At 47.9% G+C, this 14,659-nt stretch carries 12 protein-coding genes; 9 read left to right on the top strand and 3 right to left on the bottom strand.

The window, feature by feature from the left end:
- The first annotated feature begins 248 nt into the window (after positions 1-248).
- Positions 249-1,472 carry an NADH:flavin oxidoreductase/NADH oxidase family protein gene (locus P3C17_RS08320; RefSeq protein ID WP_300928988.1) on the top strand — a complete coding sequence of 408 codons (1,224 nt, stop codon included), beginning with the start codon at positions 249-251 and terminating at the stop codon, positions 1,470-1,472.
- A gap of 149 nt (positions 1,473-1,621) precedes the next feature.
- On the opposite strand, the gene P3C17_RS08315 is transcribed toward P3C17_RS08320, so the two are convergent.
- Positions 1,622-2,650, bottom strand: coding sequence for a branched-chain amino acid aminotransferase (locus P3C17_RS08315; protein ID WP_300929375.1), 1,029 nt, complete (start codon positions 2,648-2,650; stop codon positions 1,622-1,624).
- A 335-nt stretch (positions 2,651-2,985) separates the two neighbouring features.
- Between P3C17_RS08315 and P3C17_RS08310 the strand changes: the two genes are divergently transcribed.
- The 3 genes from P3C17_RS08310 (at position 2,986) to P3C17_RS08300 (ending at position 5,763) form a co-directional block, all read left to right on the top strand.
- A complete protein-coding gene (locus P3C17_RS08310; RefSeq protein ID WP_300928987.1) occupies positions 2,986-3,390 on the top strand; it encodes a hypothetical protein in 405 nt (134 codons plus the stop codon).
- Between the two features lie 57 nt (positions 3,391-3,447).
- Complete coding sequence (locus tag P3C17_RS08305; RefSeq protein ID WP_300928986.1) at positions 3,448-4,410, top strand: S41 family peptidase; 963 nt, start codon at positions 3,448-3,450, stop codon at positions 4,408-4,410.
- A gap of 114 nt (positions 4,411-4,524) precedes the next feature.
- The gene (locus P3C17_RS08300; RefSeq protein ID WP_300928985.1) at positions 4,525-5,763 is read left to right on the top strand and encodes a hypothetical protein; all 1,239 of its coding nucleotides are present in this window, start codon (positions 4,525-4,527) and stop codon (positions 5,761-5,763) included.
- Positions 5,764-5,771: 8 nt separating this feature from the next.
- Here the strand turns inward: P3C17_RS08300 and P3C17_RS08295 are convergent, their stop codons facing one another.
- A complete protein-coding gene (locus tag P3C17_RS08295; protein ID WP_300928984.1) occupies positions 5,772-6,161 on the bottom strand; it encodes a hypothetical protein in 390 nt (129 codons plus the stop codon).
- 333 nt (positions 6,162-6,494) lie between these two features.
- Between P3C17_RS08295 and P3C17_RS08290 the strand changes: the two genes are divergently transcribed.
- From P3C17_RS08290 to P3C17_RS08270, 5 genes are all read left to right on the top strand, one after another.
- Entirely contained in the window at positions 6,495-7,223 is a 729-nt protein-coding gene (locus P3C17_RS08290) for an SIMPL domain-containing protein (RefSeq protein WP_300928983.1), read from the top strand.
- Between the two features lie 529 nt (positions 7,224-7,752).
- A complete protein-coding gene (gene nirB, locus P3C17_RS08285) occupies positions 7,753-10,314 on the top strand; it encodes a nitrite reductase large subunit NirB (RefSeq protein ID WP_300928982.1) in 2,562 nt (853 codons plus the stop codon).
- 1 nt (position 10,315) lies between these two features.
- The gene (gene nirD, locus P3C17_RS08280; protein ID WP_300928981.1) at positions 10,316-10,675 is read left to right on the top strand and encodes a nitrite reductase small subunit NirD; all 360 of its coding nucleotides are present in this window, start codon (positions 10,316-10,318) and stop codon (positions 10,673-10,675) included.
- A gap of 79 nt (positions 10,676-10,754) precedes the next feature.
- On the top strand, positions 10,755-11,633 hold the full coding sequence (gene cobA / locus P3C17_RS08275; RefSeq protein WP_300928980.1) for a uroporphyrinogen-III C-methyltransferase: 879 nt from the start codon (positions 10,755-10,757) through the stop codon (positions 11,631-11,633).
- A gap of 97 nt (positions 11,634-11,730) precedes the next feature.
- Entirely contained in the window at positions 11,731-12,939 is a 1,209-nt protein-coding gene (locus P3C17_RS08270) for an alginate export family protein (RefSeq protein ID WP_300928979.1), read from the top strand.
- Between the two features lie 21 nt (positions 12,940-12,960).
- On the opposite strand, the gene P3C17_RS08265 is transcribed toward P3C17_RS08270, so the two are convergent.
- On the bottom strand, positions 12,961-14,655 hold the full coding sequence (locus P3C17_RS08265; RefSeq protein ID WP_300928978.1) for a bifunctional protein-serine/threonine kinase/phosphatase: 1,695 nt from the start codon (positions 14,653-14,655) through the stop codon (positions 12,961-12,963).
- Between the last annotated feature and the right edge of the window lie 4 nt (positions 14,656-14,659).

Below are 14,659 nucleotides of genomic sequence, written 5' to 3'. Positions count from 1 at the left end.
AAAAGTTACTTGCAGGATACTGGCATATGGGGGCTTGACTCTCAACCTAGGTTGAAGCTTTACACTGGCGTCGTCCTTGAATTCAGGTGGGCGGGTACAAGACCCGCCTCTACAGCTTTTCCAAACCAGCACCTGACTGAAACGGGGCGTAGGGGCTTGTCTCAGCCCGTCTATTGATACCGCGGTGTTGTTTTATCGGGCGAAATTGCCATAAAGGTTGAAAAAAATGAATACCAAGAGGTGTAACTATGTTGTTTGAAGCCACAACTCTGCGCAGTGGCGTGCAGTTGAAAAACCGGTTGGTGAAAGCCGCTATGGAAGAGAATATGGCCGCTGCCGGACAAAACCCGTCGGCACAGTTGATTGAGTTATATAGCCGCTGGGCTTTGGGTGGCACAGGTTTGTTGATTTCCGGCAATGTGATGATCAGCCGCAAAGCGTTAACAGGGCCAGGAGGTGTGGTGCTGGATACCAAATCGGATTTAACTTTGTTCCACAGCTGGGCAGAAGCGGGGCAGCAAAACGGCACTAAGCTGATTTTGCAGCTGAATCATCCTGGGCGACAAATGCCAGCGAATCTGGGGCAACAGGCGATAGCACCTTCCGCTGTCGCTTTGGATTTAGGCCAGTTCTCAAAGATGTTTGCCAGTCCCAGAGCTATGACGCTGGATGATATAGCCGAATTTAAACAACAGTTTTTAGTCAGTAGCCAACTGGCGTTACAGGCCGGTTTTGCCGGAGTGCAAATTCATGCGGCTCATGGTTATTTGCTCAGTCAGTTTTTATCACCGCTGGTGAATCAGCGCCAGGATCAATATGGTGGCAGCTTAGAAAATCGCGCCCGTTTATTGCTTGAGCTGGTCACTTTGTTGCGTCACGAATTGCCTGCCAATTTTATGATCAGCCTGAAGCTGAACTCAGCTGATTTTCAGCGTGGTGGTTTTTCCACGGAAGATGCTAAACAAGTGTTGTTATGGCTCAACCCGCTGGCGCTGGATTTTGTCGAGTTGTCAGGCGGCAGCTACGAAGCTCCTGCTATGCAAGGCGACAGTCGCGATGGATCTACGCTGGCGCGTGAAGCCTACTTTTTAGACTTTGCCAAAGAACTGCAGCAATCCGCGCAAATGCCGTTGATGGTGACAGGTGGTGTTCAAAGGCTAGAGGTGGCAGAGCAGGTGCTGCACACTGGTGTTGCTTTAGTGGGCATAGCTACAGCTTTGGCTTTAGCGCCGGATTTACCTAATCGCTGGCAACAAGGCGAAGCAGTAAGCCCGGCTTTACCTGCCTTTAGTTTTACCAAAAAACCTCTGCAGTCACTGGCAAAAATGGCTTATACACGGCTGATGTTACGCCGCTTAGGCCGAGCTTTGCCGTTCTGGTCTATCCGACGCTGGCCTCTGGCAATGTTAGTGTTGGATCAATTGCGGCTGGCCCGTTTAAGCCGTCGTTATAAAAAACAGATGGGGTTGTGAGATTGCGAGTCGCGGTTAGTTAATGTGATGGATGAAGCCAAAAAAGCTACGATCGTAGCTTTTTTGGCTTCATGTTCATGCGCAGTTTTCTTAAAAGTAAAAAGCAGGCCTAAGCCTGCTTTGTCGCGTGAATTAAACTCAGCTAAAGATTAAACCTTAGTCAACCAGCCATGTTTATCTTCGGCTTTGCCCCACTGAATATCGTTCAGGGTTTGGCGTAATTTGGCTGTGGTACTGCCTGGTTCGCCGTTGCCTACTTTGTATTCTTTACCCTGATGGATCAGGGTGCCAACTGGAGCTAATACAGCGGCAGTACCAGATAAGGCAGCTTCTGTGCCTGGCTTGGCAGCGCGTTCCAGCAGTTCGTCTACTGTCAGTTCACGTTCGGACACTTTCATGCCTAAATCACGGGCCAGCGTCAGAATGGTGTCACGGGTGATGCCGTGCAGGAAGGATGCGTCCAGCGCTTTGGTGATAATTTCGTTGCCGTCAATCAGCAGGAAGTTGGCGGCGCCAGTTTCCTGTACATCACCATTCGGGCAGAACAGCACCTGATCGGCCTGGTATTTGGCTTTGGCCTGCATTGTAGGTTGCAGAGCGCTGGCGTAGTTACCGCCGCTTTTGATCATGCCCATATGAGGCGCGCAACGGGCATTGTCTTCCATCAGTAAACGTAAAGCGCGGCTACCACCGGCAAAATAATCGCCAACAGGAGATAACAATACATATAACAAAGACGTCAGCGTTGGAGTTGCTGCTTTGCCAATGGCTGGTTCAGTGCCGATATGAGTAGGGCGAATATACATAGAACCAGGAGGCGTTGGCACGTCGGCCGCATAATGGCGAACCACGTCCACAATCATCTGACTCAGTAAAGTCGCGTCAAAAGTTGGCAACGACAATAATTCAGAGCTTTGTTGCATACGGGCCACGTTTTTGTCCATGCGGAAAATAACCACAGAACCATCTTCATGACGGAAGGCTTTTAATCCTTCAAAACAGGTGCTGGCGTAATGCAGCACATGAGCGCCCGGGTGCAGACTGATGCTGTCGGACGGAACTATTGCGGATTGACTCCAGGCTGTACCATCAAAACGGGCCATTGCCATTTCAGGCATAAATACACTACCAAAAGCTGCCATTTTTTCTTTTTCCTGCTGATGTTCAAAGACCTTTATTGATCGGCCTGATTAAAATAGGGTGCGCTTTGTTATATGGGTTTTGTTATGGCTATCAGCATGATGCTGCGCCACGGGCCTTGGTGAATAAACTAACCCTGAGAATTATCAACGCCCGCCTATTGTACTCAGGCTTGGTTGATTCGGCATCAACTAATTGCCATCTGGTGCGGTGGGCGTTGAGGATTGACAGACTTTTCTACAGAGAAAATTACCAGATGTTCAGCTTTTCCAAATAAGTAACATCAGACCTGGCTCGGAGATTATTCCTGTAAAGCCTTGTTTTTGATTAGTTCAGTCCCTATCCTCCGTTCATGTTGTACAGGAAGCTTGCAATGCCACTTCAACCAAACACAAAACTATGGCGAATGCTGGCATTGTTGCTGGCAAGCTGTGCTTTGGTGTGGCTGCTGGCCTTTTTACACACAGTACCTACGGCTGAGCAAAACGGACCAGGGTATCAACAACTTTGGACTGTTCCTGCTGATAAAGCCGAAGCGCCTTTGTTACAACAACTTCAGCGCAGCCCAGCCTTATTGTTTTTACACCAGAAACAGCAGGCTGATTACCAACTGGTGCTGGAATTTGGCAAACTGGCTTTGGTGTTAATTCCTCTGACCCTCTCTTTGTGTTTTCTGCTTTTACTCTGGTTTATTCGCGCAGGCCCAGGCCGGCGCTTTCGGCTGTCGTTATGGCACGACGCTAATCTGCATAAAAAACGGCTTTATTATCAGCTTTAACTCAAATGACTGTGTTTATTAGTTTTACAGAACTTTTATCAGTAATTTGAGGTAGTTATGATTTCTTTATTAAAAAGGCAGGCCCTTGCTTTGGCGCTGCTTATTGTTGTCGCTTTTCCATTTTTTGTTCAGGCAAACACCGCTCTTACCCCAGCTGAAAGGCAAGCCAGTATTGATGGCGTTATTCGCATACTGAATGAGCAGTATGTGTTCCCCGACACTGCGTTAAAAGTCAGTGCGCTGTTGCAGCAACAACAGCAAAGTGGGGCTTTGGCTGATATTACCACTCATGAGCAGTTTGCAGACAAGGTCGGTGATTTGATGCATCAATACAGCGGTGATGGTCATTTAAATCTGGCATTAATCGCAGAGCAAGGTGGCGTATCGCATCGTTTAATCGAGACCGAAGAGCGTAAAATCAATAACTTTGCTTTTGAGCAGGCGCGCATTCTGCCGGGCAATATTGGGTATTTAAAACTGTACAAATTCTGGCAAGCGGAAGAAGCGCATAAAATTGGCCACGCCGCGTTGGTGTTTCTAAGTCACAGTGATCATATAGTCATCGACCTGCGTGACAGCGTTGGAGGATCACCGCAATTGGTGCAGTATTTGATCAGCCACTTTGTACCAGAAGGCACTTTGTTATGGGATCTGCAGGATCGCGATGGCAAAATCACAGAGCAAGTACGAAGTCTGGCCGTGCCGGATTCAGAGCTGTTAAAAACTAAGCCGCTGTACATTCTGCAAAGTGACGGGCTGGTTAGTGCGGGTGAGTTTTTCAGCTATACGCTGCAACAGCTTGGTCGTGCTGTAGTGATAGGCGAAACCAGCGTTGGTCTGGCGCATTACACAGGGGCAGCTCAAGTGAACGACTGGCTTTTTGTGCGTATCCCAATGTACAGGCCGGTGAACCCAATCACCGGCACTAACTTTGAAGGTGTTGGTGTGGAGCCGAATATCAGGGTAAGTGCAGAAATGGCGCTTTATACGGCTTTGAGATTGGCGAATAAAGGCAGTTAGAAAGTGAAGGGCCTACGATTGCTTTTGTGATTGTAGGCTTTTTTGTTTTACCCGTTTTTGAACTTCTTATATTTTCCTATATCGAATCAGCAGCTTAAATCTTAGGGAATCATCATGAACAAAGGATTGTTTTTAATCAGCTGTTTCTTTTGCGCCATGCTACAAAGCACAGGCAGTAAGGCCGAGCCTATGCTGCGTTATCAGTTGGAATTATCAGAACACCCAACCAAAGCCCATTTGAGTATCAGGACTAAGCAGTTGGGTACTTTTCAGCTAACTGGCGCCCGCAGTATGAAATCTGATGTTGCTCCTCCAACAGAGCTGCTTTGTTTGCGGCAAGGTAAAGCCAGTAAAGCGACTTTGGACACAGATTTAATCTGTGACGAAGTGCGCTGGCCGGTACATTTTATCGAGTTAAAACAGCAGGATTATGATGTATCACAACAGCAAAATTTGTATTCAGATCAAGGCTGGTGGCTGCTGACGGAATGGGATGATGTGCTGAGAATTAAAGGTGCAGGTGTTGCAGAGATTTGCTTGAAGCAACAAGATCGGTTGAGTGACTGCAAAAGCATTGCTGCAGAGAACCAGCCGCCTTTGTTTTATTTGGTTGGTAAAACCTTAAGTTCTATCAAAATAGCGAATCAACGCTTTGATATTTATAGCAATACAGACATCGGCGCTTTGCTTGGCCCGACACAGTTAAAGTTACAACAAGCCCAGTTTGACTATCTGATGCAGCTAACTGCAGCAAAACCATCTCAGCCCATCAGCTTGCTGTGGCTGGGGGTCAGCCCAGCGCAGCGTAACTTAGGTGGGGCTGCAGGCTTAAATAGCTATCTGGCGAATTTTCATTATGACGCCTCGGGGATCAGTGCAAAAAGCCAACAGCGTTTATGGTGGATTTCCGGCCATGAACTTTTCCATATGCTGTACACCAAGCCACTACCTTTGTGGCAAAGCGAAAGTCTGGCGCATTACTTTGGCTATAAATCGTTGCTAAAAGCCGGAGTTCGGCCTGAACAGACGCCGCTGTATTATGCAGAGAGAGCGGCTTCAGGCCCTAATGCAACAGCTGGTTTGTATCTGGCGCAGCAGAAAGTAACAGAGCAACAGGATTACAGTTACTACGCTTTGTTTTACGACAAAGGCGCTGCGTTTTGGTATGAGCTGGACCAGTTATTACAGCAACAAGGCAAGTCACTGGACCAGTATTTGCCACTGCTGGACCAGCAGCAACCAGAGAGTTACCAGTTGCCTGCTGGCTTTATTGACGCTGTCGGTCAGTCAGTGGGGAAACAAAGATTTGAACAGTTGCAGCAGCGGTATTTAACGGCTGCGCCCAGCTCATAATCAGCCGCTTATTCGTTGAGGATTTCAATCTGAGGTGCATGCTGGCGGAAAAAATGTCGTACTTGTTGCAGCTCATCCAGCTGAAATATCCACTGATGCCCTTGATTCCAGGCCAGCTGCAAATAGGCTGGCCCCTGGATATCCATTCGACCAATCACAACTTTGCGGACTGTATCAGGAAGCTGGTAGTCGCCTATCCAAATAGTGTTGTTGTCCACTTTAAGCTTATTCATCAGACTGCCCAGATCTTCTTTGGGGAAGCCTTTAGCTTGCAAAATCGTGATTGTTAAAGAACTTATAGAAACTATGCACAGCACTAAGCTAAAAGCACTCTGTTGTTCGAGGCTATGATAAATGGAGAAGCCAAGGTACAACAGACTGAAGGTTATCAGTGCCACTTTGGCATTTCTGCTGAGCTGCTTCCAGCCGAGCTTTAGCGAAGAGCGTGATGGAGTTTGATTTCTCCAAAGGATTTGGGGCTTTTGCATCATTCTTCCTTGAACAACTCTGAGTTTGTCGGTTTACTTTTACTGAGCTTAAGATTTATGTGTAGAACAAACTGATTATTTAATTTTATGTAAAAAATTTACTTGAAATACTACCACAATTCAAAATCCAAGCGCAGTTGGTTTTATTCGTAAGAATGCAGAGATTCAGGTCGCTGTTTCGCCAAAATATCGCTAAATTTGCTTTAGGTACAACAGCTTGAATAGATGATACAAGGAGATAAGATGAAAAAGCTAATAGGATTGTGTTTGTGGTTCAGCCTGCCTGCGCTTGCTACTGTGATCCCAACAGAGCCTCATATTTATGTTGAGGGTTATGCAGAGCAACTGGTGTATCCGGATCAGGTGAAAACTACGGTTGATATTACTGAACTCAATATGGACCCAGAGTTGGCGAAGCAAAAGGTGGAGCAAAAAGCCAGTGCGCTATTGCTGGCACTTCAGCCTTTGGGCATAGGTAAAGACCACATTAGTGCTGCGCCTTTGAGTATTGAAGTTGAACATAATTATGAAAACAATAAGAAAGTGCTTCTGGGTACAAGAGTTGGCTGGACTGTGGAAATTACGTTACCTGAGCCAGCTAAATATTCCCTGTTAATGGATGTGTTGGTAAAAGCAGGCATCAACAATATTTTGAATAGTGTTGGCGTGATAAAAGATGAGCGGGCGATTAAAAAACAAGTGGCAATGCTGGCGTTAAAAGAAGCCCGACAAAAGGCTGAAGATATGGCTGCTACTCAGGGCAAAAAAATCAAAGATGTTTATTCAATTAGTGAGTTTAAGACGCGTTCGGAGGATCAATACAACTTAACGCCAACTCAATCCATCGAGGGAGCATTGAGCAACATATCTTACGATGCGGTATCTGTATCAGGCTCCAGACGGCAAGCCGTTTTTGAAATCAGCGCAATGAAAGCCAGTGCTGTGGTTTATGTGGTCTATACCCTGAAGTAAGGTTTTTGCTGCAGGTCAGACAAAACGCAAAATTTAAAATTTGCGTTTTGTTATACAGCTACTAACTTAATTTGTTGTTTTTAAAGTGCTTTTATTGATTTGGTTTTTGTGTCTTCTGCTGTCTTCTACTGTGTTTTACGATGTTTTTTACAACAAAACTCAAAATAGAAAAATTACCTTTGGAGCTGTGTCCGCTAAGAAACCCCGCCTCAATCCGGTGCCATTTTGCACCAATTCAAAGCAAGGTTTTGATAGTCACCTGCACATAAATTAGCCATTACCCAATAAAATCAGCGAGTTAATAAACTGGCATTCTTTGTGCTTTGGTTCTGTCAGCGTTTGTAAGAGTTTATCCAGTGCATTGGCTGAAGCTAATGCAACACAATTTGAATTGAGGTGCATAGTTTTGACTGTGCACGGGCAACGAAGCCCAGGTTCTGACTACTGTTTAAGTGGGTCAGGCCTGGGCTTTTTTTATGGGCAAAATCTGGTGGTTGAGTCAGCCGCCAAAGGCCTTAAGGACATAACAATGCAGCAGACCAAACAAATTCTGGTGATCGGCAACGGTATGGTAGGGCACCATTTTGTTGATCAGTTACGAGCTAAAGACCCATCCGCGCAAATTACTGTGCTTTGTGGTGAAGCCCAGCTGGCGTATGACAGGGTGCATTTATCCGGCTATTTCAGCGGCACCAGCGCAGAGCAACTGGCGTTAACGACAGAAGAAGCCTATCAGGCCGCTAATATTCAGTACCGTCTGAATTGTTGGGTGGAGCAAATCAACCGCGAGCAGCAGTTGGTTGTGACCAGTCAGGGCGGGCAGTTTTATTACGACGAGCTGGTGCTGGCGACAGGCTCCTACGCTTTTGTACCGCCAATTCCTGGCAATGATCAGCCGCATTGTCTGGTGTACCGCACTTTGCAGGATTTAGATGCGATAGCGCAAAGCGCTGCGGTAAGTAAAGTAGGCGTAGTGATAGGTGGCGGTTTGCTGGGGCTGGAAGCGGCCAATGCGCTGAAACAATTGGGTTTACAAACTCATGTGGTGGAGTTTGCGCCCCAACTGATGGCAGTGCAGCTGGATCAGGGCGGCGGCCAGATGTTAAGCCAGAAAATTTCTGAACTGGGTGTGCAGGTGCATACCGGCAAAGCCACGCAAGCCATAGTAGCTGGAGCTGAATGTCGTTATCAGTTGCAGTTTGCTGATGGCGAAAGCTTAGAGACTGACTTAGTGCTGTTTTCCGCTGGCATCCGGCCTTATGACCAACTGGCGCGCAGCTGCGGTTTAGCTGTCGGCGATCGGGGTGGTGTTGTGGTTAATGATCAGTGCCAGACGTCCGACCCACATATTTATGCCATAGGTGAATGTGCCTTATGGCAGCAAAAGATCTTTGGTCTGGTAGCACCCGGTTATCAGATGGCTCGTGTTGTGGTCAGTCAATTGACAGGTGGCGGGCACAAATTTAGCGGCGCTGATATGAGCACCAAGCTGAAACTGCTGGGTGTGGAAGTGGGTTCTATAGGTGATGCCCATGCCAGAACGCCCGGCGCTTTAAGTTATGTGTTTACCGACCCACGTGCTCAAGTCTACAAAAAAATGGTAGTCAGCAAAGACGGTAAAAGGCTGTTGGGCGCTGTGCTGGTCGGCGACACCAGTAACTACGATAGCCTGTTGCAATACGCCTTAAACGATATGCTGCTGCCAAAACAGCCGGAACAACTGATTTTACCTGCAGCATCCGGCGCGCCTTTGGCGGCTTTAACTTTACCCAACAGTGCGACAATTTGTTCCTGTCATAACGTGGCCAAGGGCGACATAGTGGCGGCTATGGACAGTGGTTGCTGCGATTTAGCCAGTATCAAAAGCTGTACCAAGGCCAGTACAGGCTGTGGTGGTTGTACTGCTTTGCTCAAATCCGTAGTGGATGACGAGCTGAAAAGCCGTGGTGTTGAGGTTAAAAATCATCTGTGTGAACACTTTGCGTATTCCCGTCAGGAATTGCTGCATTTAGTCCAGGTCGGTGGTATTAAAACCTTTTCCGAATTATTGAGCCGCCATGGTCAGGGGTTGGGCTGTGATATTTGTAAGCCAACTGTGGGCTCTATTCTGGCATCGAGCTGGAATGATTATGTGCTGAAAAAGCCTCATGTGGGTTTGCAGGACACCAACGATACCTTTCTCGCCAATATGCAAAAAGACGGCTCCTATTCAGTGGTACCGCGTATAGCAGGTGGTGAAATTACCGCAGAAAAACTGTTGGTGATAGGTCAGGTAGCGTTGGATTTTAACCTCTACACCAAAATTACCGGTGGTCAGCGGATCGACTTATTTGGTGCCCGTTTAGAGCAGTTGCCTGCCATTTGGCAGCGTTTGGTTGATGCTGGTTTTGAGACAGGCCATGCCTATGGCAAGTCGCTGCGGACAGTCAAATCTTGTGTTGGCAGCACCTGGTGTCGGTATGGTGTGCAAGACAGCGTCGGCCAGGCCATAGCTATTGAAAACCGCTACAAAGGTTTACGTGCGCCACACAAAATCAAAATGGCGGTGTCGGGCTGTACCCGCGAATGTGCTGAAGCGCAAAGCAAAGACATCGGTATTATTGCCACCGAAAATGGCTGGAACCTCTATGTCTGTGGTAACGGCGGTATGAGACCACGCCACGCCGACCTGTTTGCCACCGACCTCGATACCGACACTTTAATCCGCTACATAGACCGCATTCTGATGTTGTATATCCGCACAGCCGACCGTTTACAGCGCACTTCAGTCTGGATGGAAAAGCTGGATGGCGGCTTGGACTATCTGCGTAAAGTCATTATCGACGACGAGCTGGGTTTAGCCGCAGAGCTGGAAAACCAAATGGCAGCCTTAGTGAATACTTATGCCTGTGAGTGGAAAGCCACGCTGGACGACCCACAAGCGCTGAAACGTTTCCGCCAGTTTGTAAACAGCCCGGATGCGGATGAAAACATTGTTTTTGTCGAAGAACGCTCGCAAATTCGCCCTGCTACAGCTGAAGAAAAACGCCAGTGGTTGCAACAAATTCCAATCACAGAGCTGCCTGTCACTACATTAGCAGAGGAGAACTAACATGGCCTGGACTGATATTTGTGCTTTTGAAGATTTAGTCGAAAACAGCGGCATTTGTGCTTTGCTGAATGGCCAGCAAATAGCGGTATTTTTGCTGGAGCTGCAAGGCGAACAACAGATTTATGCGGTAGGAAATTACGATCCGCTCGGTAAGGCTAATGTGCTGTCGCGCGGCATAGTGGGTTCTGTAGGTGAGCAGATAGTGGTCGCTTCACCTTTGTATAAACAGCACTTTGACCTGACCAGTGGCCAGTGCTTAGAACAACCTGAAGTGGTGATCCCTGTATATGGGGTGAAACTGCAACAGGGCAGAGTGTGGCTGAATGCAATAAAACAAGATCAACAGGCATCAGCGGCCTGATCGCAAGGTTCACAAAGAACCGCGATAAAGGCAAAGGACAAGGCAAAAAGGCAGATAAAAGTAAAAGGGTGGCAGCAAGATGAGTGTAATCAGTCATTTACTACGAGTACCACAGGCGGCGCAGTGGCTATCCGGCTGGAACTGGAAAGGTGAAACTGCAGAAACAGAACAGCAAAAACCAGCAGGTAAAGGTCAGGTGGTGCTGATAGGTGCAGGGCCAGGTGATCCTGAACTGTTAACAGTCAAAGCTCAGCGTTTATTGCAACAAGCTGATGTGTTGCTGTTTGATAGTTTAGTTTCGGCTGAACTGTTGGCCATAGCACCACGACGCTGCAAAAAAGTATTTGTTGGTAAAAGAGCAAGCCGTCATGCCATGCCACAAAAAGAGATTAACCAGTTGCTGGTCCAATACGGCCAGCAAGGTGGTTTAGTGGTACGGCTCAAAGGTGGCGATCCGGCGATTTTTGGCCGGGTATCAGAAGAGGCCGCAGCTTTACAACAAGCCGGAATTGCTTTTGCGATAGTGCCTGGCGTCACCAGCGCCTGCGCGGCTTCAGCTTATTGTGGTATTCCGTTAACAGCGCGAGGTTGTGCAACTTCAGTGCAGTTTTTAACGGCGCAGTTTGCCGACCCAGCCAAACAACCCGACTGGTCTGGATATCAATACAGAGCCAATGGCTCTAACCCCACTTTGGTGGTCTATATGGGACTGAACCGCTTGCAGCAATTAAGTGCTGGTTTAGTCTCTGTCGGCTGGCCGGATCATACCCCTATAGCGCTGCTGGATCAGGTCAGTACAGCCCAGCAAACCCAGCTGCAGGGCACTTTGGCTGATATCAGTGAGCGTCTTGCTGCTTTTCCACTGACTGGCCCAACCCTGATTGTGGTGGGCGAGGTGCTGAAGCAGCGAATGAAAGTCGATCTGAGCTTGTTACAGCAGGTGACTGTAGAAAATTAACTAAGCCGTTAAACCCCATTTGTTTTGCTTTCTGGCTGCTTAAAAGTGCCAGTTGGCGAAGCTTTGCCAAAAATTAACCTCAACAGAAGGAATCCTTATGCGCTATTACTCTTTACCCGCTCTGGCTGTAATGGCCGCTTGTACTTCAGTTTCAGTCAGTTCTGCTGATGCTGCTTCCGTCGCCTTAGCCGCCCCAGAGCTAAAGATGTTATTCCGTTATCGGTTAGAAACTGTGGACCAGCAGGGGCTTGCCGAAAACGCTTTGGCCAGCACTTTATTATCTCGTTTTAGCCTGACACAGAAGTTCAGCCATGGTTGGTCGGCTGGTGGCGAATTTGATTATGTGGCGGCTTTAGGTGATAAAAATTACAACGACAGTATCAATGGAAAAACGGCTTATCCGGTTGTGGCCGACCCTGCTGGTGCTGATTTAAACCAGGCTTTTGTACAGTATCAAAGCGACAGCCAGAGCTTAAAAATTGGCCGTCAGCGTATTAACTTGGCCAATGAACGTTTTGTTGGTGGTGTTGGCTGGCGGCAGAATGAGCAGACTTTTGATGCTGTACGATATCAGGCCAGTGTGTCGCCGAACCTGAAGTTGGATTACAGCTACAGCAGCAAAGTGAACCGGGTGTTTGGCAGTAAAAGCTCACAAGGCGACTGGAGTTCGGATTTACACTTACTGGATTTACGGTATCAGCCTAACTCTAATCACCAGCTCGGTGCTTTTGTGTACCAAATGGAATTCGAAGACGCGCCTTTAGTCTCTAATCAAACCATAGGGCTGGATTATCAGTACAGTCAGGTTTTATCCCAAAGCAGCCGTTATCAACTTTATGGCTCTTACGCCCGCCAGCAGGAAGCAGGCGATAATCCAAATTCGTATGATGCAGATTACTGGACTGTGGAAGCCAACTTTTGGCTCGGAGCCTGGCAAAGCGGGGCTGGGGTTGAAGTTTTAGGTTCCGATACTGGTTCTGGTAACGGCATTGGTTTTGCCACACCGCTCGCTACTTTGCATAAATTCCAGGGTTTTGCCGATAAGTTTCTGACTACACCTGCCAATGGCATTGAAGATAAATACCTGAAGCTGGGTTATAAACTGGACCAGTTGGAGCTGATAGCCTTTTATCACTGGCTGGATGCTGCGGAGGGCGAAGCAGATTACGGCAAAGAGCTGGACTTACAACTGAGTTACAACCTGAATGCTCAGCATGCTGTATTGTTGAAATATGCCGATTATCAGGCGAATTCATTACACACAGACACCAGTAAGTTCTGGTTACAGTGGCTGGCGAAGTATTAAAACAATCAGAAAGCAGCCTGTTTAATGACGGGCTGCTATCAACCATAAAATAATCAGTGCCTGCACTACACAAAGACATTGCCAGAACCAAAGCGGATGCAACTCAATCAGACTGAGTGGTTTTTGAAATTCGGCATTAGGGTGGCGTAAGTCGTATAAAAATTCAGACAAGGCCTGATAACGTTTAGTCGGGTCGGGGTGTAGCGCTTTTTCTAAGGTGAGATCCAGCCAGACTGGTAGCTCGCTGTCTTTACTGAGTACCGACTGATAACGCAATTTCTTCTGTGCTTTAACACTTTTACCACGAGCTACATCAGCGCCATAAGGATAACGGCCGGACAGCAGCTGATAAGTGAGCACTGCCAGCGAATACAAATCTGACAGCTCTGTACCAGCCAGACCTAAAAAGTACTCAGGTGCTGTATACAAAGCCGTGCCTGGAATATCTCCTGCTACTTCGTCATCGGTCTGTAATCCCGCCAGTCGTGCAGCACCAAAGTCGATAATTTTAACTATGCCTTGAGGGGTCACCATCAGGTTATCGGGGCGGATATCCTGATGCAGAATTTCGCTGCGATGCAAAGCCTGCAGCCCTTTACCCAGCTGTTCAATCATGCCTCGTACTTGTTCCAATGTAGGATTGGGGTGATCCAACTGCCACTGTTTTAGCGTCTGGCCTTCGACATACTCAAACAAGGTATAAAGCGCGGTGCGTGGCCTGTTGATACTGGCCGGGCGCACTACATGGTTGCTGTGAACTCTTTTGGCTATCCATTCTTCGCGCATCAGCCGTTCCAGATAATCCGGCTGTTCGGCTAAATCTATTGAAGGAGCTTTCAGTACCTGCAACTGCGCTGTACTTGTATCCTGCACCAGATAAACATGGCTGCGGCTGCTTTGTTGTAGCGGTTTAATCACTTGCAAGCCATCCAGCGTATCGCCTGCTTGCAGCAAAGGGGGTAAAGGCAATTGCTGATCCAGGCACATGGGCAAGTGACTTTCTGCAGGCAACTGATCAATACGCACCAATTGCAGCGTTATATTGTCTTCACTGCCTGCTGCTAAAGCAGCTTCAGTCAGTTGCAAAGCCAGCAGTGCTAAATCCTGCTGTGTTTCCAGTAGATTGATGAGTTCAGCCGCAGGTAAAACTTCAAATAAACCGTCTGTTGCCAGCAGAAACAAATCCCCCTGTTGCAAAGGCAGGCTTTGATAATCCGGCTCAAGCACAGCGCCGGCGCCCAGTGCCTGACTTAAAAAACTGCTGCTGCCGCGCCAGACACGATGGTCCCGGGTCAGTTGTTCCAGTTGCTGATTGCGCAGCAGATAAATACGGCTGTCGCCGACATGCAGCAAATGGGCATGGCGTTGTTTTAAGATTAAGGCACTAAAAGTACAGACATAACCCTTGTCTGGATCGGATGCAAAAGGGCCATTCCGGCTTTGGGCATACAACCAGTTATGGCTGGCTTTGAGTACCTGCATGGCGGCATGAGGTACTGACCAGGCATCGCTGGTGCAGTAATAATCATCCAGAAAACTTTTCACTGCGGTTTCACTGGCAATCTGGCTGACAGTGCTGGTGCTGATGCCATCGGCTACCGCCAGCACTATGCCTTTACTACTGAGTTCCGGTTCTTTGGGAACATAAGCGCCAAAGCAATCCTGATTTAACGCTTTACGGCCAGCAGTGGAATGCTGGCCTATGGAGACTTGCAACGAG

The sequence above is a fragment of the Rheinheimera sp. 1928-s genome (assembly GCF_029269265.1).
GTDB lineage: Bacteria > Pseudomonadota > Gammaproteobacteria > Enterobacterales > Alteromonadaceae > Pararheinheimera.
The sequence above is the reverse complement of the archived record's forward strand: the minus strand, read 5'-3'. Positions and strand labels throughout refer to the sequence as shown.

Excerpts from the sequence above, each read along its gene's own strand:
- P3C17_RS08305 (WP_300928986.1), top strand. The coding sequence starts at position 3,448 with ATGATTTCTTTATTAAAAAGGCAGGCCCTTGCTTTGGCGCTGCTTATT.
- P3C17_RS08310 (WP_300928987.1), top strand. The coding sequence starts at position 2,986 with ATGCCACTTCAACCAAACACAAAACTATGGCGAATGCTGGCATTGTTG.
- nirB (WP_300928982.1), top strand. The coding sequence starts at position 7,753 with ATGCAGCAGACCAAACAAATTCTGGTGATCGGCAACGGTATGGTAGGG.
- P3C17_RS08300 (WP_300928985.1), top strand. The coding sequence starts at position 4,525 with ATGAACAAAGGATTGTTTTTAATCAGCTGTTTCTTTTGCGCCATGCTA.
- cobA (WP_300928980.1), top strand. The coding sequence starts at position 10,755 with ATGAGTGTAATCAGTCATTTACTACGAGTACCACAGGCGGCGCAGTGG.
- P3C17_RS08320 (WP_300928988.1), top strand. The coding sequence starts at position 249 with ATGTTGTTTGAAGCCACAACTCTGCGCAGTGGCGTGCAGTTGAAAAAC.
- P3C17_RS08290 (WP_300928983.1), top strand. The coding sequence starts at position 6,495 with ATGAAAAAGCTAATAGGATTGTGTTTGTGGTTCAGCCTGCCTGCGCTT.
- P3C17_RS08270 (WP_300928979.1), top strand. The coding sequence starts at position 11,731 with ATGCGCTATTACTCTTTACCCGCTCTGGCTGTAATGGCCGCTTGTACT.
- nirD (WP_300928981.1), top strand. The coding sequence starts at position 10,316 with ATGGCCTGGACTGATATTTGTGCTTTTGAAGATTTAGTCGAAAACAGC.